This window comes from Mariniphaga anaerophila (assembly GCF_900129025.1).
In the GTDB taxonomy this organism is placed as follows: domain Bacteria; phylum Bacteroidota; class Bacteroidia; order Bacteroidales; family Prolixibacteraceae; genus Mariniphaga; species Mariniphaga anaerophila.
In genome coordinates, this window is the sequence record NZ_FQUM01000003.1 from 412,835 (window position 1) to 436,151 (window position 23,317).

A 23,317-nucleotide genomic window follows, 5' to 3' on the forward strand; every position below is an offset into this window, starting at 1 on the left:
CGCATCATTTCTCAAATTGTTACAAACGAACCAATATTTTTTATGAAATGTTCTACAGACAATGCATCCTCCACTTTAAACTCGCCAATCCGGGTTCTTCGCAAACCTGTCAGGTAAGCTCCACACCCCAATTCAAGACCAACATCGCGTGCCAGCGCCCTTACATAGGTTCCTTTGCCGCACACAACACGTATTGTAACAAATGGAATATCAATTGATTCGATAATAATTCTTTGTATAACAATTTTTTTCGGTTGAAGTTTCAACTCCTCCCCGTTTCTTGCATAATCGAATGCGCGTTTCCCTTTAACTTTTACGGCTGAAAAAACCGGGGGAACCTGCTCTGTTTCACCTACAAACCTGGCCAATACCTGTTCAACCAACTCCGGGGTAACATGCCCAAAATCGGTATGGTTTTCTTCTTCGGTTTCCAAATCGAACGATGGAGTTGTTGCGCCCAACTTCAATGTGGCTACATACTCCTTTTCCCTGTCTTGGAACGATTCAATAAGTTTTGTAGATTTTCCGGTACAAAGAATCATCAACCCCGTTGCCAGCGGATCGAGTGTGCCCGCATGGCCAACTTTCAGCTTCTTAATTCTCATCTCCCGGCACAGTCCGTTTCTGACCCGTTGAACCAAATCAAACGAAGTCCACTCAAGGTTTTTATCAAACAATAAAACCTCTCCGCCTAAAAAATCATACTTTTTCTCCAGGTTAGACATCGCAAACAATTAACTTTCAGCGCTTTAATGAATCCTAAAATCAGGCTGCAAAGATAGCAATTAACCCGACAATTAAGCAGTAAACAGCAAAATAAATCAGTTTTCCCCGCTTAACCACCCGAATCATTAACGAACAGGCAAGTAACCCTGAAATAAAAGCAGTAATAAAGCCCACTAAAAGAGGAATGGTTCCGACCGTAGATTCTTCGGTAAAATCGCCGCCCACAAGATCCAAAAACGCTGCTCCGAGAATAGGAACCAATACCATCAGAAATGAGAACCGGGCGACTTCATCTTTTTTTGTGCCCAACAGCAAACCGGTTGCAATAGTTGCACCGCTGCGCGAAATACCCGGCATTACTGCCAGCGCTTGCGCAATGCCGATAATAAATGCTTTTCCCCAGGTAATCTGAGAATTCCTTTTTTTTGCAAAATGGGCAAAAGCAAGCAAGCCTGCGGTTATTAAAAGCATACTGCCCACAAGAAAAAGATTTCCTGTAAAAAACTGCTCAATCTGCTCGGCAAAAAATACGCCCAGTACCAAAACCGGCAATGCCGAAAACAACAGTTTAAAAACGTATTGAGTAGATTCATTCCATTGAAACGCAAAAAGATCGGTCAGCAGTTTCAAAATATCTTTTCGAAAAACAACTAAAGTACTTAAAACTGTTGCAACGTGAACCGTAACTGCAAAAAGCAGGTTATTTCCGGTTTTTACGCCCAATACTGCATTTCCGATTTCGAGATGCCCGCTGGAACTGACGGGCAAAAATTCGGTTAGGCCCTGCAAAAGTCCAAGGATCAGTGCCTGTATTTCATTCATTGTAAATGGAATTATTTATCGTTCTTTGGCTTCTTCAAAATCGCGTAGATCTCAAACAGGAAGCCAAACAGTAAAAGAAGTGGAGCCAGTGTAATTCGCCTAAAACTGAAAATTTCAGAATTAAACACATTGGGGTCATCGCTCCCACCGCCAATCATTAAAACAAATCCAACAACTATAATCCCAAACCCGATAGCCATCATCCGGTAATTCTCTTTACCTAAAGCAAATTCGGGTTCATCGGTTGTTTTATCTTGTATTATTGCTTTCTTTTTCATAGCTGCCAAAGATAACTAATAAAATAACTCATCGAATTTCAATCGAAGGAATTTATTTACCGCCAACCACGTAGAAACGTAAGAAATGACCATTCCGAGAACAATTACCAACAAAAACACATAACCCAACACTACTAAATCAGCAGGTTTAATCAGCCCTTCCAGTTCGTTTCGAAACGAAAAAATGCCGGCAAACAATAGGGAGTTAGCGACCAGTCCTCCCCAAACGCCCAGCGAAACGCCCCTTCGCAGAAACGGCTTTCGCACAAACGAGCGGGTTGCACCAACCAGCTGCATTGTATTTATGGTAAAGCGTTCGGAATAAACCGAGATGCGGATGGTGTTGTTTATCAGTGAAACGAATATAAAACCGGTTAATCCACTTACAATGAGAAGAAAAACGCTAATTTTTTTCACGTTCTCGTTAATAACTGCCAACAGGTCTTTCTGATAGTAAACCTCCTTGACCTGCGGAAATTCCAGGAACTCCTTTTCGATAATTGCCAGGCTGTCTGAGTTGGTGTAAGGAGCAAACAATTTTACATCGACAGATGCAAACAGCGGATTAAACCCTAAAAATCCGGAGAAGTCCTCGCCCAATTCCTCGGTGAGTTCCCGGGCAGCAGTTTCTTTATCGATATACCGTGTTGATTTCACATAATCTGTTGATGCCAGAACTTTTTCAAGCCGAAGCACATCAACTTCTTTCAGATCGTCGTGCAAAACCAAAGTAAAGCCAATCTGCTCTCTTACATAATCGGACAAACGGCCTGCATTTGCCAAAATCAGAAGCAGGCCACCCAGCAATACCAAAACCAGCGAGATGCTCACGGTAGAAGTTATCCACGAGCGAAACACACGTTTCTTTAATTTTCCGGGCTTTGGTGCTTTCATTGTCATAAAAAAAAACAAAATTAAAAAATTAATTGCCTTTTTAAACCTGTAGATACTGATCGTAAAGTTGCGAAATAGATTTCGGCTCGCCAATTACCGTGAGTACATCATTTTCGAGCAAGCGGGTATTTCCATTGGGCGCAAACGTTGCTGAACCGCGTTCGACCATTGCAACCAGCACTTCCGAAGGCCACTTTATTTCTTTAAGCTGCTTGCCAACCATATTGGACTGAACCGTTCCGGGCAGCAAATGAATGGTAATATAACGTTCGTTGTGCATTAAATATTCCTTGATTTCACGATGGCTTTTCAGTTCCATCATTTCGTCCACAAAATTGCTTCGTTCGATAATGTCAACCAGCCTCGACAACATGCGCAGCTGCTGCCGCGGCTCCTTTGCCGGGTTCACAAGAAAAAAGAACACCCGGATAAAATCGTCCGACGAAATTCCGTTCTTTTCCACCGGCTTGCTTATTTCTTCTTTTGCAATAACAATATGAAGAGACGGGCGATCGATCCCTTCCTTTTTTGCAAAAAGAATGGAAACCCGTGGAATTACCAGGGCAGGCTCAATGGCTGAAGCAGTTAGAAAATCGTTCACCAGATCTTCTTTTCTGACATGCATCTCTTCCGAAAATATTCCGGATACATAATTCAGTAGCTCATTAAAATTGGTTTTCTTTTCGGAAAAAGTAATGCGGGAACGAATAATTGTTTCGTCAAACGGGTCGCCCTGCCGTAAACCTTTTTCCTTTATAATGGTCATAAATTCGCTCTCCAACTCGGCATACTGATATTTACCCAGCAGCGCAAACCAATGAAAAATTGCCCCTTCGCGTTTTACCCGAACACGGGCATAATACCTGTACCAAAGAACGCCCAACAGCACAATTGCAGCTGTAAACAAAATAGCCATCCACCCCATGTAGGCGATTAAAACGATGGAAATAATTATTCCGGCAATTTGCATAAACGGGTAAAGCGGCGATTTGTACCCCGGGTCGTACGACTCGATGTTGCTTTTTCGGAAAACAATAACAGAAAAGTTGATAAACAGAAAAATGAGAAGCTGAAAAGTACTGGCCAGCTTAGCAATTCCTTTTTCCGACAGCAGAAGGATAAACAACAAAATAAAGCCGGTGGTAAGTAAAACAGCAGCCACCGGGGTTCCTTTCTTACCCACTTTTGAAAACATAGGCGGAAACAGTTTGTCGCGCCCCATTGCAAACGGATAGCGCGACGACGAGAGCAGCCCTGCATTTCCGGTTGAGGCAAAAGCAGCCATTGCAGCGCCGGTCATCAGATAAGCGCCCAGGTTACCGGGCATCCACACAAACATTTTTTTTACGGCTGTGGCAGCGGGCGCCAGGTCTGTGGCAAATTTTGCTGGTTCAATTATTGAAACCATAACAAACACGCCCAGAAAATAAATAAGCCCGGTAACAATCAACGAAAGCAACATGCCCAAAGGAATATTCCGCTCAGGATTTTTAATTTCTTCGGCCACGCTGGCAATTTGCGTCAAGCCCAGATAGGATACAAACACGAAACCGGCAGTTACAATTACTCCCTCAAACCCGTTGGTAAAAAATGGCGTAAAATGCTCATTTGCCTTTGGAATGTCAATCCGGTCGGAAAAAAAGATGTTGTACAACCCATCAAAAATAAAGGCGCCCAGAACGATAATTAAAAATGAAACAAAAAAGTTTTGCAACCCCGTTGTTTTTTTTGCACCAACAAGATTCAATACCATAAAAAACAACGTTGCCATTATGGCAATGGTTTTTATGGGAACATCCCAAAAAATAGCAGCGTATGCACCAATACCAATAATGGCAAAAGCAGTTTTAAACATGAGGGCGAAATAGGTTCCCAAACCGCCAATTGTTCCAATCATGGGACCCAAACTGCGATCGAGAAAAAAATACGCGCCGCCGGATCGAGGCAAGGCGGTTGAAATTTCAGCAATACTAAACATAGAGGGCAGAATAAGAAACCCGGAAACGAGATAAGCAACAAAAACCGAAGGGCCTGTGTATTGGGACGCAAGACCGGGAAGAAGGAAAAAACCAGAGCTAAACATCGCACCTGTGCTAATGGTAAAAACTTCAAATAATCCTAATTCCTTTTTTAACTTATTCTTTTTTGCCATACGCATTTCGGTTTCCGGATGCCGTTATTAAAAATGAACTTCCTATGTATAAAAATATCTTTTCAAAATAAAAATACCAACGGCGACGAAAAAAGTTCATTTTCGTTTAAACAATCCGGCAATGGTTTTTCCTATTTCGTCCAACTTTTCAATAGGTTCCAGCAACGAGGGGTAATTCAAATCCATTTTCTTTATCTGCTCTTCATTAACCTGCATCGGGTAAACTAAAATAAAACTGTTTCCCTGAAAGTATTTATTCAGGTACTTGGGCACGTTGGACATATTGGAATGATACGAGGTTTTGTTTTTCCGGCTCAACACCACAATCAGGTTGTCGTCTTCTTTTACATCTCTTGAAAGGATAAGAAAATCGTCCCAATCGTCGAACAAGTGAAACTCAGCTTCCACCGGGTGTTTGGAATGAATTTTTCTGATAAACTCCAGCGTTGTTTCGGTACCGTAAAACAGAAGTTTTGCCCCTGAGTTTCGGGCAATATTCCAGGTTTTAAGCAACCAAAACGGAAAGCCGACTTCCTTTTCTGCATTTTCGGGCACCACAATAAAGTGTCTTTTAACCGTGGACACCGGTTGCGCAGGCTTGTAAACCAGCGTGGTTATGTTGCTTTTTGCAAGAATCCCCTCGGTCAGGTTTCCCAAAAACGATTCGGAAATTCCCTTTTTTACGTGCAGCCCAAGTACCAGGTCAGTAATGCTGTGTTCCTTAATTACACTGGTAATTCCATTAACAACATTCAAATCGTACCGCAACAGTTCGGTAAGATGAATATCTGTGGCAGCGGCGGTCATTGCCGCTTTTTCCAATACTTTCTTTGCGTTTTTCCCGGCATCGGGCAGCGAAGTGCTGTTGCTAACAATATTCAATCCGAAAAGGCCCGCCTTGTTTTTTTTCGATTTGATGAGCGTACTCAACTGAATCAGCTCGTTTACGGTTTCGGGGTTGCTCACCGGTATCAGAATCCGCTCCTCCGGAACCTGGGATTCTTCCTCCATGCCTGAATTTTCTTCCCTTGCAACTCCCTCTGCTCCCCGTTGCGTTTCGAATGATGCAATGGTGCAGGTCACCAAAATCATAATAATGGTTCCATTCAAAATGCTTTCGCTAAGCAACCGGATGGGTTCACCGTCGGCAGTGTGGCCAATAATTACATTGTAACCCACCAGCACTGCAGCAAGCGTTGCGGCAGCCTGAGCATTGCTCAGACCAAAAATCAGTCTCCGCTGATCCAGCGAAAATCCAAAAATCTTCTGGACAATCCAGGCAGGAATAAATTTTCCGACGGTTGCAACAACCGACATGGTTACTGCTACAATCAGTGTTTCTGTGTCGCTAAAAAAGGCACGGTAATCAATCAGCATTCCCACTCCCAACAAAAAGAACGGAATAAAAATGGCATTGCCCACAAAGTCGATTCGATTCATTAACGGCGATGTTCGCGGGATTAACCGATTGAGCGCCAGTCCCGCTAAAAATGCACCAATAATTCCTTCTACTCCGGCCAGCTCGGAAAATACAGCTCCCGTAAAAACCAGTACCAGAACAAAAATATATTGCGAAACATTGTCGTCGTAGCGTTTGAAAAACCAACGGGCAACAACCGGAAAAAGCAACATAATTACCGATGAAAACACGATAAAAGAAATCGGCAACCGAATCCAGAAATGCTTATCCATTTCGCCTGAAGTCATGCCCACAACCACTGCCAGCACCAGTAGTGCCAGCACGTTGGTAATTAATGTGCTGCCAACGGTAATATTTACGGCTTTGTTTTTTGTAATGCCCAGTTTGCTCACAATCGGATAAGTGATAAGCGTGTGCGAAGAAAACATACTGGCCATTAAAACCGAGGTCATCAGCGAATATTTCAACACGTAAACTCCCATGAAAGTCCCCAATGCCATCGGAATCAGAAACCCTGCTATTCCCAGCAGCGAACTTTTCCACACGTTCTTTTTAAAATCGGCCATGTCGATTTCCAGGCCGGCCAAAAACATAATGTACAGCAATCCGGCTGTTCCGGAAAGAATAATACTGCTATCGCGGGAAATCAGGTTAAATCCGAACGGTCCGATTACAGTTCCGGCAATAATCAGCCCCAATAAATGCGGTATTTTTACCCGGTTCAGCAAAATCGGTGCGAACAAAATAATGAGTAATATAACAAGGAATTTTAGTACCGGATTGGATAACGGAAGCGTTGTTTCGATTGTATTAACAAACAGCAACATTGTCATTTTGATTTCAAGTGGCTCCAAAGATAGAAAAAAGGATGAATGAAAAAAGCAATGGAAAAGCAGTGAGAAAAATTGCAAATCCGGGAGCTATTTATCGTCCTTATCCGGCACTTCTTTTTGTATTGATGCCATCATTTTTTCCACAATGTCTTCCAGCTGTTTCAGCTCGTGGCCTTTTTTCAGTTTGACTTTTTTATTGAAAGCTTTTTCATAATCTTCTTTCAGTTTCCAGGTAAGATGTTCTACCGGGCGAAGCAGGTACAACGGCAGAAAAACCAAAAGAATACACAACAAAGTAAGCCCGACAATTCCCACATTTTTCTGCAACGTTAAAACATGCGCTGCGTGCTCTCTGATGGAATCGTTTTTATCTTCGAGCGACTCGGCATTCATCTGGTAAATTTCAAGGATATCTCCGCGCACTTCGGCAAAAAGCCGGTTGTAGTCCTCCCAATAAAAAGGCCGCTCCCTTGCAATAAGGTAGTGCTCGAAAGCGCCAAACGATTTTTGCAGGCGATTGGTAAGTTGCAGTTCGCCGGGTTCTGTTATGTTATCGACCTGGAGCTGAAGCGGCTGCTTAAACTTTTCTATTTTGTCTGCTATCAGCATAGTTTGCCCGGCCACCGAGTCTTCACTAAGCCCCTGCGCCACAAAAATATTAATGTCGTTTAAAATCCTAAGCATCTGAAAAGTATGCTTTAACGAAGCGTAATTACTGGTAAGCAGCGAATCTGATTTATTTACTATACTTTGATTGGTTCCGATATTCACCATCATAATACTATACGAAATCAGAAAAACAACTCCGATTCCCAGCATCAGTTTGACCTTAATTTTTCTCATGGTTATAGTTTTTATTATGTACGGCTATCCTTCCCTGGTAGTTTCATTCGCCAAACCGATATCCAATCCCCGATTCTGTAATCAACAATGTTGGCCGGGAAGGGTTATCTTCTATTTTCTTCCGCAACTGAGCTACAAAAACCCTTAAATACTGGGTTTGCTCAATGTATCCGTATCCCCACACTTCCTTAAGAATGTACTGATGAGTAAGAACCCGACCACTATTTTTTGCCAGTAGCAACAACAAAGAATATTCTGTGGCAGTGAGTTTTAGCAATTCGTTGTTTTTTCGCACCACATGGTTAGCCAGTTCTATTGTCAACGAACCAAAAGTCATTACAGAATCATCAGTAGATTCTGCTCCGTACCTAAAGGCTGCCCTTATGCGGGCGAGCAATTCTCCGGTTCTGAACGGTTTTGTCAAATAGTCGTTGGCGCCGTTATCCAGCGCTTTTATAATTTCTTCTTCCGAATCGCGCACCGAAAGAATAACAACCGGTTTCTGGTACCATTCTCTCAATTTTTTAAGCACTTCCTGCCCGTCGATATCAGGCAACCCCAAATCGAGTAAAATAAGCGACGGATGCTGCGTTGCGGCATCAATTAACCCGTCTTTGCCATTTATTGACAACAGTACTTTATAGCCGTTTGCAGAAAGCGTTATTTCCAGCAGCCTGCGAATCTGCTTTTCGTCGTCGATAACTAATATGGTTCCGTCTTCATTCATAATCGCGTTCCTGTAAATTGTTAATTTCTGATTTTTCCGAAGGAATTTGAATGGTAAACTTTGCACCCCTGCTCTTTCTGTTTTTCACAGCAATTGTTCCGTCGTGCGCTTCCACAAACCCTTTTGCAATAGACAATCCAAGTCCCAGCCCGCCGGTTCTGTGTTTATCAACCCGGTAAAATTTGTTAAACGCACTTTTCAACTCATTTTCAGGAAATCCGGGGCCATTGTCTTCCACTTCAACAACCAGTGTTCCGTTAGTGTAATTTACCGACAGCAAAATATCGGAGGTTGGCGGAGCATATTGGGTCGAATTAATTAAAAGATTGTACAGAACCTGCTCCATCAGGCCAAAATCGATCTTCACGAGGGGCATATCGTCCGGAACGTTAATTTTCAGGGTAAAAGGTTTAAGTTCATCTTTTAAATCATCGGCCACTTTGTTTACCAAATCGTTTAGATCGCACCAGTCGAGCCGCGGAGAAATGTGTCCGCTTTCCAGCCGTGAGATATTCAGCAGGTTTTCAATGAGGCGGTTTAACCGAAGCGATGCCGTAAAAATTTCGTTGCACAACGCCGCCTGCATATTTTCAGATTTCGACGAATTCAACATGGAATCTGAAGCTCCCATGATGGTTGCCACCGGAATTCGCAACTCATGAGAAATGGAGTTAAACAACGTTTTGTACAACCTGTCCGACTCGTCTAAAAACCTGACCCGCTGCGCCATCTCTCCCAAAAACTCGCGCTCAAGTGCATTGGATATCAGCACCAGAAAAGTATCCCAGTAAGACTCCTGATCGCCGGCAAACCCGCTTTCCTGTTTTATGGCAATTACTCCGGTAGTTACCCTGATTCCCGGAAGCGGATAAATCGTATACTCAATTCCCATGGGATGTTTGGTAAAAGCGCCGGCTTTTTGTCCCTTTTTAAAAACCCATTCGGCTACATTTACCACTTCTGTTTTTAGCTGCTTTTCTTTTTGCAGTCTCCCGCTGCTTTTCAGAATATTGTCGCCATCCTGCAAAATAAAAAAGGATTCGATATTAAAATGATTTCTGATTTCTCTGATGGCAACTTTCTGTACGGCCTCAATTCCGCTGGCTTTTGAAAGCTCTTTGGTTAACTGAAAAAGTGCATTTGTACGGCTCTCCCTGTCGCGCACCAGTTTTTCCTGGTTACGAACTCTGGTGGTTAAAATTCCGTTTACCAGGGCAATAATAAAAAAGAGGCTGAATATCAGAATGTCTTCGGTTTTTTCAATATGAAAAGTATAGTGAGGGGGAATAAAAAAGAAGTTCCAAAGAATTGCACTTAACGCAGACGCCAGCAAAACAGGCCCGGTTCCCAAAAAAGTTGAAAGAATAGAAACCACAAACAGCAAAATATACGATACCAAATGGTAGTTCTGTGTATTTGCCAACGGAGTGCAAAGCAAAGCAATTCCTCCTGTTATCAAAGTAGCAAGAACAAGAGGATTTATTTTCGATTTTTTTGTTTTATTCATTTCACAACCAATTCTTAAAACTTAACTTCAAATGTAGCAATAGATGTTGCTACTTGGTTAATCCTTCCAAAAATTTCGAGTAAACAAAACAAGCACCGTATAAATTTCCAAACGCCCTAAAACCATTAGAAACGTAAGGATTAACTTGGCAGCATCGGTTAAATGCGCAAAATTGGATGCAGGCCCCACGGTGCCAATTCCCGGGCCAATACCGGCCATGGCCGTTGCAGCCGAACTTGCTGCCGAGCCTGCATCGAGACCGGCAGTTACCAACAAAATACTTCCCACAATAAACACTAAAAAATAAGTGGAAAAATAAGACAAAATCGTTTTGTTCGTTGTTTCGTTAATGGCATTTCCATTCAGTTTCATACGAAATACCGCCTGTGGATGAGCCGACTCATTGAAGAAAAGGCGAATATTCTTGAAAACCAATAAATGACGAACCATTTTAATTCCTCCTGCGGTAGACCCGGAACATCCTCCTAAAAACATGGAAAAGAAAATAATCATCCAGGCAATCTTTGGCCAAAGCAGGTAATCTTCTGTTGCAAACCCGGTGCAGGTTATCATGGAAATAACCTGAAAAAAGGATTCCCTAAACGACTCTTCAACTGATTTCTCAGTATTAAAAACAAGCAACAGCGTTATTACAACCCCAATAATTGCAGTTACAGCAATGTAAAATTTCAGCTCCTCATTTTTTGCGATTTTGGTAAAATCCCTTTTCAGCAAATTATAATGAATTACAAAGTTAGTTCCGCTCAAAAACATAAATATCATTACCACATACTGAATGTATGGAGAGTAGCCACCAATGCTTGTATTTTTTGGAGAAAATCCGCCAGTGGCAATCGTTCCGAACGAGTGGCAAACACTTTCAAAAAGGTTCATTCCGCCGGCAAGCAACAGTATTGTTTCAAGCCCGGTAAGCAGCAAATAAATAAAAAACAACCGCTGAACAACAGACCGTATTTTCGGATGGATTTTCTCCTGCACCGACGATTCGAGCGTAAACAAATGGTAACCGCCCTCGTGAAGCGACGGCATTACAATAATAAAAAGTACGATGATTCCGATTCCGCCAATCCAGTGGGTCAGGCTTCTCCAAAAAAGTGCAGATTTTGGCAGTGATTCGATATCGGTTAAAATGGACGACCCGGTTGTGGTAAACCCAGAAACAGACTCAAAAAAAGCATTTACAAAAGAGGGAATGGCTCCGGAAAAAATGAAGGGCAAACTCCCCAGCAGACTAACATAAAACCACGACAGAGTAACAGAAAAAAAGGCATCCTTTCGTTGAATTATGGCTTTCTTTTCCGTCCTCCGGGAAACAAAATCCAACCCTACTCCCAAAAGCACAGACAACAGCAACGAATATACAAAAGGCAACACTGCCTCTTTATAAATTACTGCTACCCCTGCAGAAATCAACAAAGCCACAGCAATAATAAACGAAATTCGGCTTATTACTTTTGCTATTAGCCTGAAATGTAAAACCTGGCTCATTCCCCTCTGTTATCATTTATATTCTCAGGGCAAATTTGCAGGAGATTTCATAAATAGTAAATAAAATATTGTTTGAAGAATATAAAGATTTTATAAAGAAGACCTGTTCTTTATTTTTTGCACATTAAGCTGATTGACAAACATTTTACTTTAACAACCTGATTCGAAACAACTTCCCAAAAATCAAAAAGAAATGGAAAATTTGGTGCTTGAATACTTTAACGAACCGGAATCCACACCATCATTTTTCCGGGGCCGCGGTGCGCCCAGGCATAATACGGAATGGCCGTAAACTGTTGCGGAAAAAGTTCTCCTTTATCCGGGCCTTCTCCTATTTTCAGAATAGAAGCATCACCTGAAACAACATTTATCCCGCCCAGTTTTCCCGGCTGAAAACCATAGGAAAACTCTGCATTTTCGGGCAAAATAAGGTTAAAAATATTGGCATCCTGATAATCTGCCCATTCAGTACAATACACCAACGGGCCAAGTTGAAGCGCCATTTTTCCGCGATCGGCTTCCACCTTTTCGTTGGCTAAAATTTTTCGCACTTTAAAAGGAAAGGTCACATCAACTTTATCGCCCGGCCCCCACTTTTTTGAAAGGACAGCGTACCCGCTTCTTTTTTCAGGAGAAACTTCTTTGCCGTTAATTTTAAATACCGGCGAAATGCTGTAGTTGTCTGAATATTCGTATAAATCTCCGGGAACAGGATGTTCTGAGGCCCAGCCCGGAATCCGGATAAGCAGGTTTGCTTTGGTTCGTTTTTCGGGGTTCAGCGTAAACAAAATGTGCCCGTTCCAGGGCATGTTGCTTTCCTGCGTAAGCGTTACACTTCCTCTGGATGTTTCAAAAGCGGTTGAGCCAGACACAAAAAGATTGACGTACAAATCATTCCCTTTTTGCGCATAAATATAGTTCGGCATCGAAGGAATGAACCTTGAGATATTAGAAGGACAGCAGGCACAACCAAACCACTCGCTGCGCTGGTGCTCACCGTCCGACCGAAGTGGATTGGGGTAAAAAAAGTGATCGCCGCTGAGCGAAACGCCGGAGAGCACATTGTTGTACAATGAGCGTTCTAAAACATCAATGTATTTGGCATCGCCCGTCATCAAAAACATCCGGTGATTCCAAAATACGTTGGCAATTGCTGCGCAGGTTTCGCAGTATGCTTTTTTGTTGGGAAGCTCATACGGGGAGCCAAAGCCTTCGTGTCCACCTTGGGCACCAATTCCTCCGGTAATGTACAACTTCCGGCAAACCACATCTTCCCAGATTTTTGTAATGGCGTTTATATACGACTGGTCTCCGGTAAGCGCGGCTACATCGGCCATGCCGGTCCACATATAGGCTGCACGCACCGAGTGCCCCACTGCTTCGGTTTGATCAACCACCGGCACATGCGACTGATTGTAGCTTTTTTTCTCCCCAATTCCACGCCCACGGATATCAAGAAAAAATTTGGCCAAATCGAGGTATTTTTTGTCGCCGGTAATGCGGTAAAGTTTTACCAGTCCAATTTCAATTTCCTGATGCCCGGGGTAGTTTTCGATTTTACCGTACCCGAATTCACGGTCGACCAGATTGGCACTTTTTACAGCAATGTCGAGGATTTTCTGTTTCCCGGTAGCCTGAAAATAGGCAACTGCTGCTTCGTAAAAATGTCCAAGGTTGTATAGTTCGTGGCTCAAATCGTCCACTTTTTCCCAACGCTTTGTTCCAATCCAGGCATGCCCGCTGTCGCCCATAATTGTGCGGTTGGTAAACAAATAGCCGTCTTCTTCCTGTGCTTTTCCAATCAGGTTAATAAGCGAATCTACCGTACTTTCCATTTCAGTATCGGGAAACATCTGCAAGGAGTAGGCTGCACCTTCAATAATTTTGAAAACATCTGAATCGTCGAAAGGAAAAGGAGAGCAAAAAGTACCTTCTTTTAAACCTCCTGCAATGGCAAAATTATCAATACGTCCGGTCTGCTCACTTTTCTGAATCGCAATGGGAATTGTAACATCGTGGTTTGTTTTTATCCGCTTCGTCCAGAAATCATCGTCTAACTCTACCCGCGTAAACGGCACCGGAGATATCGGATAGTCATTCGTCGAGCTCTTTTCAGAGCAGGAGAACAACATCAAAACAATTGCAAAAGAGAGGATTGTTTGGCGCATTTTCACTCTGTTTTTTGGATTGACTAAAGTTATTCAAAAAATTGAAAATCAACGGACAAAAACAAAGCGGAAAAACACAACTCAACCAAAAATGTATGTCAGCTCCTTCGGTGGCCGTCAATTTCTTCAAAATAAACTTCGTAAACCTTATTGTCAGACAATGTAATTTTTGCCCCCATTGTAGAGAAAACCGGTGTAACATCCATTATTTCAAACTCCTTTATGGGAGAAAGCTCTTCCTGTGTCCAGCCAGAATCATCGGTTTTATGCAGCATTACCGTAATCATTATTTCCATAGCCGGATTTTTTTCCAATCGTTTTTTCCGCGCAAAAACAACCGTACTTTCATCCGCTTCGGCATTGCGGTTGGCATGAACCACACTATCCAATTCATCCCAGCCAGTATATGCAATTAGCGCAACGCTGCGTCCTTTAATAGTTGCTGTAATTACTTCCTTATTCCCTTCGTTAAACCGACTCACAACCGCTTTTTCTCCATTGATATGAGGCAATCCGAAGTGGCCGAGCGTAAGTTCATGTTCAAAAGCCAGCCGGGTACGATCAACCCTGATTACCCCGCCCGGAATAATGATATCGGCCAAATCGATAATGTAACCGACTCCATTGTTTGGCGGTTTTCGTATAAACGCCTGCCGGTAGACAACGCCGCCCTTCACTCCGTTAAACACCATACTCTGCGAAATGGAAAAAGCTTTGTTCTTTTCCGAACTATTGTCAACCTTCAGCCCGGTCAGGTAAAAATTTATGTCATCGCCGCGCACGTCCCGCGGATCAAGACTTCTGAAGCTGTATTCCATTGACGTTCCTCCCGTTGGGTCATGATCTTCCCAGGGGAAACAGGTATTGTAAACCAACTTCGAGTAATTGGGATCATCATAATAAACTTTTCCGGGGATAATTTCTGACGCCCCGGATTTCCCGTGATTAGCCAAAACTAACCCCGGATTTTCGAGAACGACCGTCTTTGTTTTTTCACCCAACCCCTCCCAGAATCCTTCATTTTCGCGGGCTGTCCAAAATGGCGAATCTTCGGGCAATGCCAAACAAATAAATGGCAAAAACATTAAAAACGGACTTGCCGGGCAACTGTAATTCTGAACCATGTATTCTTTCTTCCCATAAAAACCAAGGCTGGGAATATCGTTGTAATAAAACTCTTCTCGGGTAACAAACTGAAGCAATGAACCGGAACAAAGCCGGCGGGCAAAACCTGCGTCAATTAATGCACCATCCTTCAGCATAAACGCAACGGGAAAAGCGCCCGATACCCAGGTGCGGTAGCAAATGCTGCGCGACCACATGTTGATGTACCCGTTACGACCGAAAAAACTGGTTAACGATTCCATCAGTTTCCTGGCCGAACGTTCAATAATTTCAGCAATCTCCGGATAAAATTCATCCCCAAAAGTCCGGTTCCAGATTGTGGTGTAAACAATGAATAAACTAATGGAGTAGTAATTGTAGGTTTGCTCCAGATACCAACCGTTTCCCGAATGATAAGAAGCCACCCACAACAAATGACTTTTCAGCAGTTCGTCGTCAATTTCGTAGCCATATTTTTTCAGAAACGAGAGCGCTACAACATTAAAAATACGCCAGTTATTCTGCGTTGTGCGATGATGTGCCCATTTAGAAATGGTAACAACCATCTCTTCTTTTTGCTTTTCCGGAAACTGTGTCCAGATGGTATCGGGCATCAACAGCAACGTTTTAAACAACCCGCCAAATTCGCACGTGAACTGGTAGGTTGAATCGGGCAAATCTTCGGGCAATGGAAGGGAGTTGGGATGACCAGGAGTAAACGCGTTGTACATCTGCAGGCTATAGTAATCCCGCAATTTAATCCCCTTAATTTCCACCTCGGGCTCGACATGAATAAGTGGGCCGGCAAGCGTAAATGTCCGCTCCAGCGCCTCAAACTCCAACGACCGCCAACGCCAGTCCGGGTCGTTTGGCTGCGGATATGTTTTCCCTGGTACCGGAGGAAAGGTCAAAGGATCATTTATCGAATTGATATGAAGAAATGCCCTTTCGAGCAGGTACTTCGCCATTTCAATGTAGTGTCCGCGGTTCATGCCGGTAAGCGGGCTCAACTCAAAGTCAGGTTGTTCAACTGAAAATGCTCTTTTCATGGTTTTCGATGTTCTGTTTTATACCTGCAAAGATTATGAATGCTAAGATTATTTGCTTACCACCGGTTTAGCAAGCACTGGTACTATTTTAGCAACCCGTTACTAAACCAACTGAAAAACGTCAGCCTTTATTAAATCGAAGAGAAAGACATGCTGAAAACGCGAATGAAAAGTAAGATTCATTATTTTATTGGGCAGGTTATAACTCTTCACTCCACGCAACCGGTCGGTTGTAACCAATAGCCAGTAGTAATTCAACCGCTGTTTTTGGTAGTACCTCAATTTCTCGTCTTTTTTATGAATTGCCTCGCGGATATCGGCAACCACATTCTCGGAAACCCCAAGGTTATTTGAACGTTCCCAAAAAGACACCTGCAATCCGGGGTGATGAACAATCAAGAGTGCTTCCAGACCGGCGGGCAGCGCTTCTGGTCCCACCAACTCCTTAAAAAAACTTCCCGTCTTTTTACCAACAATAGCCTTTCGCACAACATTTGTCAGTTGCACCGAAACGGCAAGTTCGCGCTCTTCGGAAATCGGTTCGGTCTCGGAAAAAAGAAATTTCACAAACAGTTTCAGGGGAGATGTGCCTTCAAAAAGCTCCCTGGCCGACTCAATTATCCGCTCACGTGTTCTATTCCTTGCAATAGCCACTTCGTCGGGTTCTTTTGCATTTGCAGGGTTCAGCCGGGTGAGTTCAATTCCCAAATGGTTTTTGCTTTTTAAAGTGACAATAAAATCGGGCGACTCCGAAGGTAGCGTTTTCCCTTTGGGAAATTCTGGATAACAATTGCGGAAATAGTGCATCAACAATACTTCCAGTTGTTTCTTTTCCGGCTGCATAATTGAAATTTCCCGAAATTTAACAAGAAATAATTTACCACTGCTTCAAATGAAACCTGTGTTTAAAGATATGCAGATAAAGAAAAGAGCTAATTACTGAATTCTCAAATACGGAACGGCTGAATTAGCCAGGGCGCTACCAACCAAAAGAGGCTGTCTGGAAAAACCAAACAGCCTCTTTTTTGAGTTAACGGAACTAAAATCCGTTAGCGCTTTATAACGTATTCAGGATAATTATGCGTTCAATGTATAACGTTCGAATCCTGTTACTTTCAGTTCTTTATCGTGCTGTGCAAGATATTCTTTTACGGAAATTTTACCGTCTTTAATAAATGCCTGATTCAAAAGAGTAACCTCTTTGTACCATTTATTAAGGGCACCGTGAGCAATTTTGTCAAGCATTGCTTCAGGTTTTCCTTCCAAACGGAATTTTTCTTTCGCAATTTCCAGCTCTTTATCAATAACTTCCTGCGGAATCGAGTCTGTGTCAACAGAAACAGGAGCCATAGCAGCTACCTGCATGGCAACATCTTTGGCAACATGTTCATCAACATCGGCTTTATTGAAACCAACCAAAGTAGCCAGTTTATTTCCGGGGTGGATATAGCTAACAACAGATTCGGCGTCAATCTTTCCGTAGTAGGAAAGGTCGAGTTTTTCTCCGATAACCCCTGTTTGTTCAGTTACCTGCGCTTCAATTGTCCTTCCGTCAAGATCCTGTCCTTTCAAACCATCCAGATTTTCGGATTTTTGATTCAAAGCAACATTCAAAATGCTGTCGGCAAATGCTACAAAATTTTCATTTTTTGCAACAAAGTCGGTTTCGCAGTTCAGTACTACCAGAGCACCAAACTTTTTATCTTCAGTTGTTTTAGCCAAAACTGCACCTTCGGTTGCTTCCCTGTCGGCACGTTTGCTGGCTACCAATTTTCCTTTTTCGCGGATAATTTCAAGAGCCCTGTCAAAATCACCATCGGCTTCACCCAGTGCATTCTTGCAATCCATCATTCCTGCACCGGTTACTTTCCTCAGTTTTACTACATCAGCTGTTGTAAAAGACATAAAACTTGTTTTTATAAATGTTCTTAATATTTTATAGCTGTTGGCTATTCTTCTTCATCTCCTGCATCTTGGTCGTCACCGGCATCCTCGTCATCAACCGGGCTCTGTTCGGGAGCCTTTTCGTGTTTAACTTTTTCCCGGCTTTTCCTTTTAGGAGCTTCATCTTCGTCTTTCTTCTCTGCTTTCCTTTCAACCAGACCTTCACGAACTGCTTCAACCATTTCGCCAACAATCAGTTTAATCGACTGTGAAGCATCGTCGTTTGCAGGAATTACGAAATCAATTCCATCGGGATTTGAGTTGGTGTCCACAATGGCAAATACTGGAATTCCAAGACGGTGAGCTTCGCGAACGGCAATCTTTTCTTTCATCACGTCAACAACGAATAACGCTGCAGGCAGACGGGTAAGATCAACGATACTACCGAGAACTTTTTCCAGTTTAGCCCGCTGACGGGTAATCTGCAATTTTTCTCTTTTTGAAAGGTTATCCCAACTGGCGTCTTTTGCCATTTTATCGATGGCAATCATTTTCTTCACTGCTTTCCTGATAGTAGGAAAGTTGGTAAGCATACCTCCGGGCCAGCGCTCGGTAACATATGGCATTCCTACACTTTTAACCAAGTCAGAAACCAATTCTTTTGCCTGTTTTTTAGTGGCAACAAAAAGAATTTTTCTTCCTGATTTGGCAATCTGCTTCATTGCAGCTGCTGCTTCATCAATTTTTACAATTGTTTTCTGCAGATCGATGATGTGGATTCCGTTCTTTTCCATGAAGATGTAAGGCTCCATGTTCGGATTCCATTTCCTTTTCAGGTGGCCAAAATGCGCACCTGCATCCAATAATTCCTGAAATGATACTTTAGGCATCTGTTTACTTTTTTATGATTCTAAAAGCAACCGTTGAGTAGTCCCGCCAAATGGAAGTCTCAACCGTTTTAGACCCATATAATTTAACAATAATAATATTAACGTTTTGAGAACTGGAACCGTTTTCTTGCTTTTGGCTGACCTGGTTTTTTACGTTCCACTTCGCGTGGATCCCTGGTAACAAAGCCTGCTGCTTTCAGTTCTTTTCTAGATTCCGGATCAATTTTCATCAGTGCACGGGTAATTGCCAAACGCAATGCTTCGGCCTGGCCTTTAATACCGCCACCGTCCAGATTCACTTTAATGTCGTATTTTTCTGCAGCTTCAACCAGATTTAACGGCTGAGTAACGATGTACTGCAAAGTAGTGGTTGGAAAATACTCTTTAAAATCGCGTTTGTTGATGGTAATATTTCCTTTACCTTCGTTCACGTAAATACGTGCAACTGCTGATTTCCTACGCCCTATTGTATTAACTACTTCCATTTTTCTTAATTATTCGTACTTAAATCAACAACTTTTGGTTTCTGAGCCTCGTATTTGTGCTCTGCTCCCACAACAACATGCAGGTTACGGAACAACTGCCTTCCCAGTTTATTTTTCGGCAACATCCCTTTAACGGCTTTTTCAACAAGCCTTTCAGGATATTTATCCAAAATTTGTTTCGGGGTTTGTTTTGTCTGTCCTCCCGGGTAACCACTGTGGCGAAAATGAAGCCTGTCGGTCATTTTATTTCCGGTAAGCTGCACTTTTTCGGCGTTAATCACAATTACATTATCACCACAATCTACGTGCGGTGTAAACTCGGGCTTGTGTTTGCCCCTGAGGATTTTAGCAACCTCGCTGGCCAACCGGCCCAGCACCAGATTTTCAGCATCAACAAGTACCCATTCTTTATTAACGGTTGCTTTGTTTGCCGAAACGGTTTTGTAACTCAATGTATCCACTCGTCCTAATTTTTTATTCAACATTTAATTTTCATCCCGTGGTTTCCATTCAGGTTTTCGGGCTTCCTGAAGTATGTTATCCAAAGGAAATCAACCTTTTACATCACTTGTAAGTACGGACAATAATCGGGACTGCAAAAGTATTCTCTTTTTTGTTATTACCAAAATATAATTCTCTTTTTTTTCAGCTAATTAACAGGATACCAAAGGACAGCCAGATACAAAGCGTTTTGTTAATTTGTAACCAGACACAATAATTTAACAAACCATGAAAGTAAAAAACGCATTGGCCAATTTTCCTACGCCCGACGAGTTGCTCGAATGGCACCAAAAACTAAACGAGAACCCGGTTCCTGAGATAAACGGGCACATACATACTCCACACTCATTCTCTGCTTTTGCAAATATTGAACAGCCCTTTTTAATGGCCCAAAAAGAAAGCATAAAGGTGCTTGGCATAAACGATTTTTATACTACCGACGGGTACAGCGAGTTTGCAAACTTGGCTGAAACGCATAAAATATTTCCGCTGTTCAACATCGAATTTATGGCGTTGCAAAACGATTTGCAGGAGGCCGGCGTCAGGGTAAACGACCCCAACAATCCGGGCCGCACCTATTTCAGTGGAAAAGGGCTGCAATTCCCTGTGCAAATGAACGAAGAGTCACAAAAAAAAATACAAGAACTTCAAACAGAGAGCAACCATCAGACTTTTCAGATGGTAGAAAAGCTGAATGCATTTTTTGCAGCAAATAATATCGAAATCCATTTTAGCGTAGCAGAACTTCAACAGCAATTGGCAAAAAACCTGTTTCGAGAACGGCATATTGCACAGGCCGTTCGGCTGGCTGTTTTCGACAAAGAAAGTACTGAAGGAGCAAGGAAAACGCTTTTCCAAAAAATATTTTCGGGAAAGGAACTGATATCTCCGCTTGACAACCTAGCAACAATTGAAAACGAAATTCGTGGCAACCTTTTAAAGGCGGGCGGCGCAGCATTTGTTCCGGAAGATCCAAAAGCATTTCTTTCACTAAAAGAAGTAATAGAAATTATTATCGATGCGGGTGGAATTCCGTGTTATCCTGTTTTGTTAGATGACTCGAAAGGTAATTTTACCGACTACGAAGCAAACAAAGAAAAGCTATTGCAAGAGCTTGTTAAAAACGATGTGTACTCCGTTGAACTGATTCCCGGAAGAAATGATTTTAAAATTTTGAAGGATTTTGTCACATATTTTAACGAGCACGGATTTGTGGTTACGTTTGGAACAGAGCACAACACTCCTGAGCTCTCCCCGCTTAAAGTTTCCTGCCGCGGCGGTGTGCCCCTGGATGCTGAGTTGATGAATATAAACTACGATGGCGCCGCTGTAATTGCCGCCCACCAATACCTCAAAGCACAAGGCAAAGAGGGGTACCTGAACGGAAGAAAAGCAAAAATTGACCAAAAAAATTATTTCATCAAACTGGGCAAAGCAGTAATAAAAAAGTACACAAATAATTAATTTTGAACAGTAAAATAAATTCTGCATCTGCCGGAACATTCCGAATCAGTTGCAGAGAATACAAAAAAAGCAAAATGAAACCCGAAATAAAAGAATTGATTGAAGTATCCCGCTATTATGGCAAAAACAAAGAATATGTAATTGCAGGCGGCGGAAACACATCGTTTAAAAACGAAAAACATTTGTGGATAAAAGCCAGCGGCATCAATCTGGGTAGTATTGGTGAAGACGGGTTTTGCGTACTCGACCGCGCCAAACTTAACGACATACCCAATCAACAGTTTTCTGCGAATCCGGTACAACGCGAAGAAGAGGTAAAAAATGCATTACTGAACAGCCGGATAAATCCGGAATCCGGTTTGCGCCCGTCGGTTGAAACGTCGCTGCACAACCTGTTTAGCTACAAATATGTGGTACACACCCACTCCACGCTAATTAACGGATTGATGTGCAGCAACCAGGCAGAACAAAAAACAACCGAAATTTTCGGAGAGAAGGCACTATTCGTTCCGTATTCAGACCCCGGTTATATTCTTTTCAAAATTATTGCGGAACAGATTGCCGCCTACCACCAAAAATTCGGGAACGACCCGAAAATTGTGCTGATTCAGAACCACGGAATTTTTGTTGCTGCCAACACCACTGACGAAATAAAAGGCATTTACGCCGGCATAGAAACAAAGCTTAAAAACACGTTTGATTCATTTCCCGAATCGGAAGAAAAACCGGTTTCAAAAGAAATGGCAGAGATTCTACCTGCCGTCAGAATGATGCTATCCGGAGAGAAATTAAAAGTAGCAACGGCTTTCAACAGTACGTGGATTTCCAACTTCATAACAGACAAAAAAACATTCAGCAAGTGGATTGCTCGTCCGTACAATCCCGACCAAATGGTGTATTGCCTATCAGAATACCTGTTTATTGAAAACAAAGGGACAACCGAAAAAATTCTGTCAGAAGCCCGTGCACAAATTGCGGAATTTACAACTCGGCGCAAGGCCACGCCTAAAATTATTTTCATACAAAACGAAGGCGTAATTGCGGCTGAAGATTCTGCAGTGTCAGTCGGGTACCTGAAAGATATGGTGAGCGACTTTTGCCAGATTGCCACGCTTGCGGAAAACTTCGGGGGGCCGCATCCTTTAACCGCAGAGCAGGTTGCATTTATCGAAAACTGGGAGGTGGAAAACTACCGAAAAAAAGTTTCGCTCGGAGGAAAGGCGCAGGGACAACTGGAAAACAAAACAGTAATTGTTACCGGGGCAGCCCAGGGGTTTGGGGCAGGCATTGCAGAAATCTTGTTCAACCAAGGCGCTAACATTGTTGTTGCCGACCTCAACGCAGAAAAAGGAAAAGAATTTGCCGGCCAGCTTAATGACAAAGGCAGGAAAAACGAAGCGCATTTTATCGGTGTGAATGTTAGCGAGGCCACCTCGGTCGAAAATATGATTCAGCAGGCAGTCCTTCGGTTTGGCGGACTGGATGTAATGATTTCCAACGCCGGAATACTTCGCGCGGGCAGCCTGGACGAAATGGACGCTGCAACTTTTGAGCTGATGACTAAGGTAAATTACACCGGCTATTTCCTGTGTTCAAAATATGCCCAGAAAGTAATGAAGATACAACACAGGCACTGCCCCAATCATTTTATGGACATCATTCAAATCAATTCGAAATCGGGGCTAAAAGGCAGCAACAAGAATTTTGCGTATGCAGGCGGAAAGTTCGGAGGAATTGGCCTCACCCAGTCGTTTGCACTGGAATTGATGCCGTTCAACATTAAAGTGAACTCCGTTTGCCCGGGTAATTTTTTCGACGGGCCACTGTGGAGCGACCCCGAAAAAGGGTTGTTTGTTCAATACCTGAAAGCCGGAAAAGTACCGGGAGCAAAAACCATTTCCGACGTAAAATCGTTTTATGAAGCGCAGGTTCCGGCAGGCAGGGGATGCACGCCAAAAGATGTGGCTAAAGCAATCTTTTACGTCATCGACCAGCAATACGAAACCGGGCAGGCCATTCCGGTAACCGGTGGCCAGAACATGTTAAAATAGTAGTAATTCT

The 23,317-nt window shown here is 42.8% G+C and carries 19 protein-coding genes; 2 read left to right on the forward strand and 17 right to left on the reverse strand.

Going from position 1 to position 23,317, the window contains the following annotated elements; genetic code table 11:
* Positions 1-11 precede the first annotated feature (11 nt).
* The 17 genes from truB to rplM all read right to left on the reverse strand — a co-directional run bounded on the left by truB (position 12) and on the right by rplM (position 19,752).
* On the reverse strand, positions 12-725 hold the full coding sequence (gene truB, locus BUB08_RS07810) for a tRNA pseudouridine(55) synthase TruB (protein WP_073000465.1): 714 nt from the start codon (positions 723-725) through the stop codon (positions 12-14).
* Positions 726-765: 40 nt separating this feature from the next.
* Positions 766-1,548, reverse strand: a complete 783-nt coding sequence (locus BUB08_RS07815; RefSeq protein WP_073000466.1) for an undecaprenyl-diphosphate phosphatase — start codon at positions 1,546-1,548, stop codon at positions 766-768.
* 11 nt (positions 1,549-1,559) lie between these two features.
* On the reverse strand, positions 1,560-1,826 hold the full coding sequence (locus BUB08_RS07820; protein ID WP_073000467.1) for a DUF3098 domain-containing protein: 267 nt from the start codon (positions 1,824-1,826) through the stop codon (positions 1,560-1,562).
* Between the two features lie 15 nt (positions 1,827-1,841).
* Positions 1,842-2,720, reverse strand: coding sequence for a cell division protein FtsX (locus BUB08_RS07825; protein ID WP_073000881.1), 879 nt, complete (start codon positions 2,718-2,720; stop codon positions 1,842-1,844).
* Positions 2,721-2,760: 40 nt separating this feature from the next.
* Entirely contained in the window at positions 2,761-4,872 is a 2,112-nt protein-coding gene (locus tag BUB08_RS07830; RefSeq protein ID WP_073000470.1) for an amino acid permease, read from the reverse strand.
* A gap of 96 nt (positions 4,873-4,968) precedes the next feature.
* Positions 4,969-7,119: a cation:proton antiporter gene (locus BUB08_RS07835; RefSeq protein ID WP_175549971.1), complete on the reverse strand. Its 2,151-nt coding sequence runs from the start codon at positions 7,117-7,119 to the stop codon at positions 4,969-4,971.
* Between the two features lie 93 nt (positions 7,120-7,212).
* Entirely contained in the window at positions 7,213-7,968 is a 756-nt protein-coding gene (locus tag BUB08_RS07840) for a hypothetical protein (RefSeq protein WP_139249643.1), read from the reverse strand.
* A 43-nt stretch (positions 7,969-8,011) separates the two neighbouring features.
* Entirely contained in the window at positions 8,012-8,695 is a 684-nt protein-coding gene (locus BUB08_RS07845; RefSeq protein ID WP_073000475.1) for a response regulator, read from the reverse strand.
* Positions 8,688-10,202, reverse strand: coding sequence for an ATP-binding protein (locus BUB08_RS07850; protein WP_073000476.1), 1,515 nt, complete (start codon positions 10,200-10,202; stop codon positions 8,688-8,690). Before BUB08_RS07850 ends, BUB08_RS07845 begins: the two co-directional genes overlap by 8 nt.
* A gap of 57 nt (positions 10,203-10,259) precedes the next feature.
* On the reverse strand, positions 10,260-11,711 hold the full coding sequence (locus tag BUB08_RS07855) for a TrkH family potassium uptake protein (protein WP_073000477.1): 1,452 nt from the start codon (positions 11,709-11,711) through the stop codon (positions 10,260-10,262).
* 218 nt (positions 11,712-11,929) lie between these two features.
* On the reverse strand, positions 11,930-13,879 hold the full coding sequence (locus BUB08_RS07860) for a glycoside hydrolase family 127 protein (protein ID WP_073000478.1): 1,950 nt from the start codon (positions 13,877-13,879) through the stop codon (positions 11,930-11,932).
* Between the two features lie 98 nt (positions 13,880-13,977).
* Positions 13,978-16,032, reverse strand: coding sequence for a DUF2264 domain-containing protein (locus tag BUB08_RS07865; RefSeq protein WP_073000479.1), 2,055 nt, complete (start codon positions 16,030-16,032; stop codon positions 13,978-13,980).
* Positions 16,033-16,134: 102 nt separating this feature from the next.
* A complete protein-coding gene (locus BUB08_RS07870) occupies positions 16,135-16,875 on the reverse strand; it encodes a hypothetical protein (protein ID WP_073000480.1) in 741 nt (246 codons plus the stop codon).
* Positions 16,876-17,109: 234 nt separating this feature from the next.
* A complete protein-coding gene (gene tsf / locus BUB08_RS07875; protein WP_073000481.1) occupies positions 17,110-17,937 on the reverse strand; it encodes a translation elongation factor Ts in 828 nt (275 codons plus the stop codon).
* A gap of 44 nt (positions 17,938-17,981) precedes the next feature.
* Positions 17,982-18,806, reverse strand: a complete 825-nt coding sequence (gene rpsB / locus BUB08_RS07880; RefSeq protein WP_073000482.1) for a 30S ribosomal protein S2 — start codon at positions 18,804-18,806, stop codon at positions 17,982-17,984.
* A 98-nt stretch (positions 18,807-18,904) separates the two neighbouring features.
* Positions 18,905-19,291, reverse strand: coding sequence for a 30S ribosomal protein S9 (gene rpsI, locus BUB08_RS07885; protein WP_073000483.1), 387 nt, complete (start codon positions 19,289-19,291; stop codon positions 18,905-18,907).
* Between the two features lie 5 nt (positions 19,292-19,296).
* Positions 19,297-19,752: a 50S ribosomal protein L13 gene (gene rplM, locus BUB08_RS07890; protein ID WP_073000885.1), complete on the reverse strand. Its 456-nt coding sequence runs from the start codon at positions 19,750-19,752 to the stop codon at positions 19,297-19,299.
* Positions 19,753-20,020: 268 nt separating this feature from the next.
* Between rplM and BUB08_RS07895 the strand changes: the two genes are divergently transcribed.
* Both BUB08_RS07895 and BUB08_RS07900 read left to right on the forward strand, forming a co-directional pair.
* Positions 20,021-21,256 carry a hypothetical protein gene (locus BUB08_RS07895; protein WP_083570647.1) on the forward strand — a complete coding sequence of 412 codons (1,236 nt, stop codon included), beginning with the start codon at positions 20,021-20,023 and terminating at the stop codon, positions 21,254-21,256.
* 74 nt (positions 21,257-21,330) lie between these two features.
* Positions 21,331-23,307, forward strand: coding sequence for an SDR family NAD(P)-dependent oxidoreductase (locus tag BUB08_RS07900; protein ID WP_073000888.1), 1,977 nt, complete (start codon positions 21,331-21,333; stop codon positions 23,305-23,307).
* Positions 23,308-23,317 lie beyond the last annotated feature (10 nt).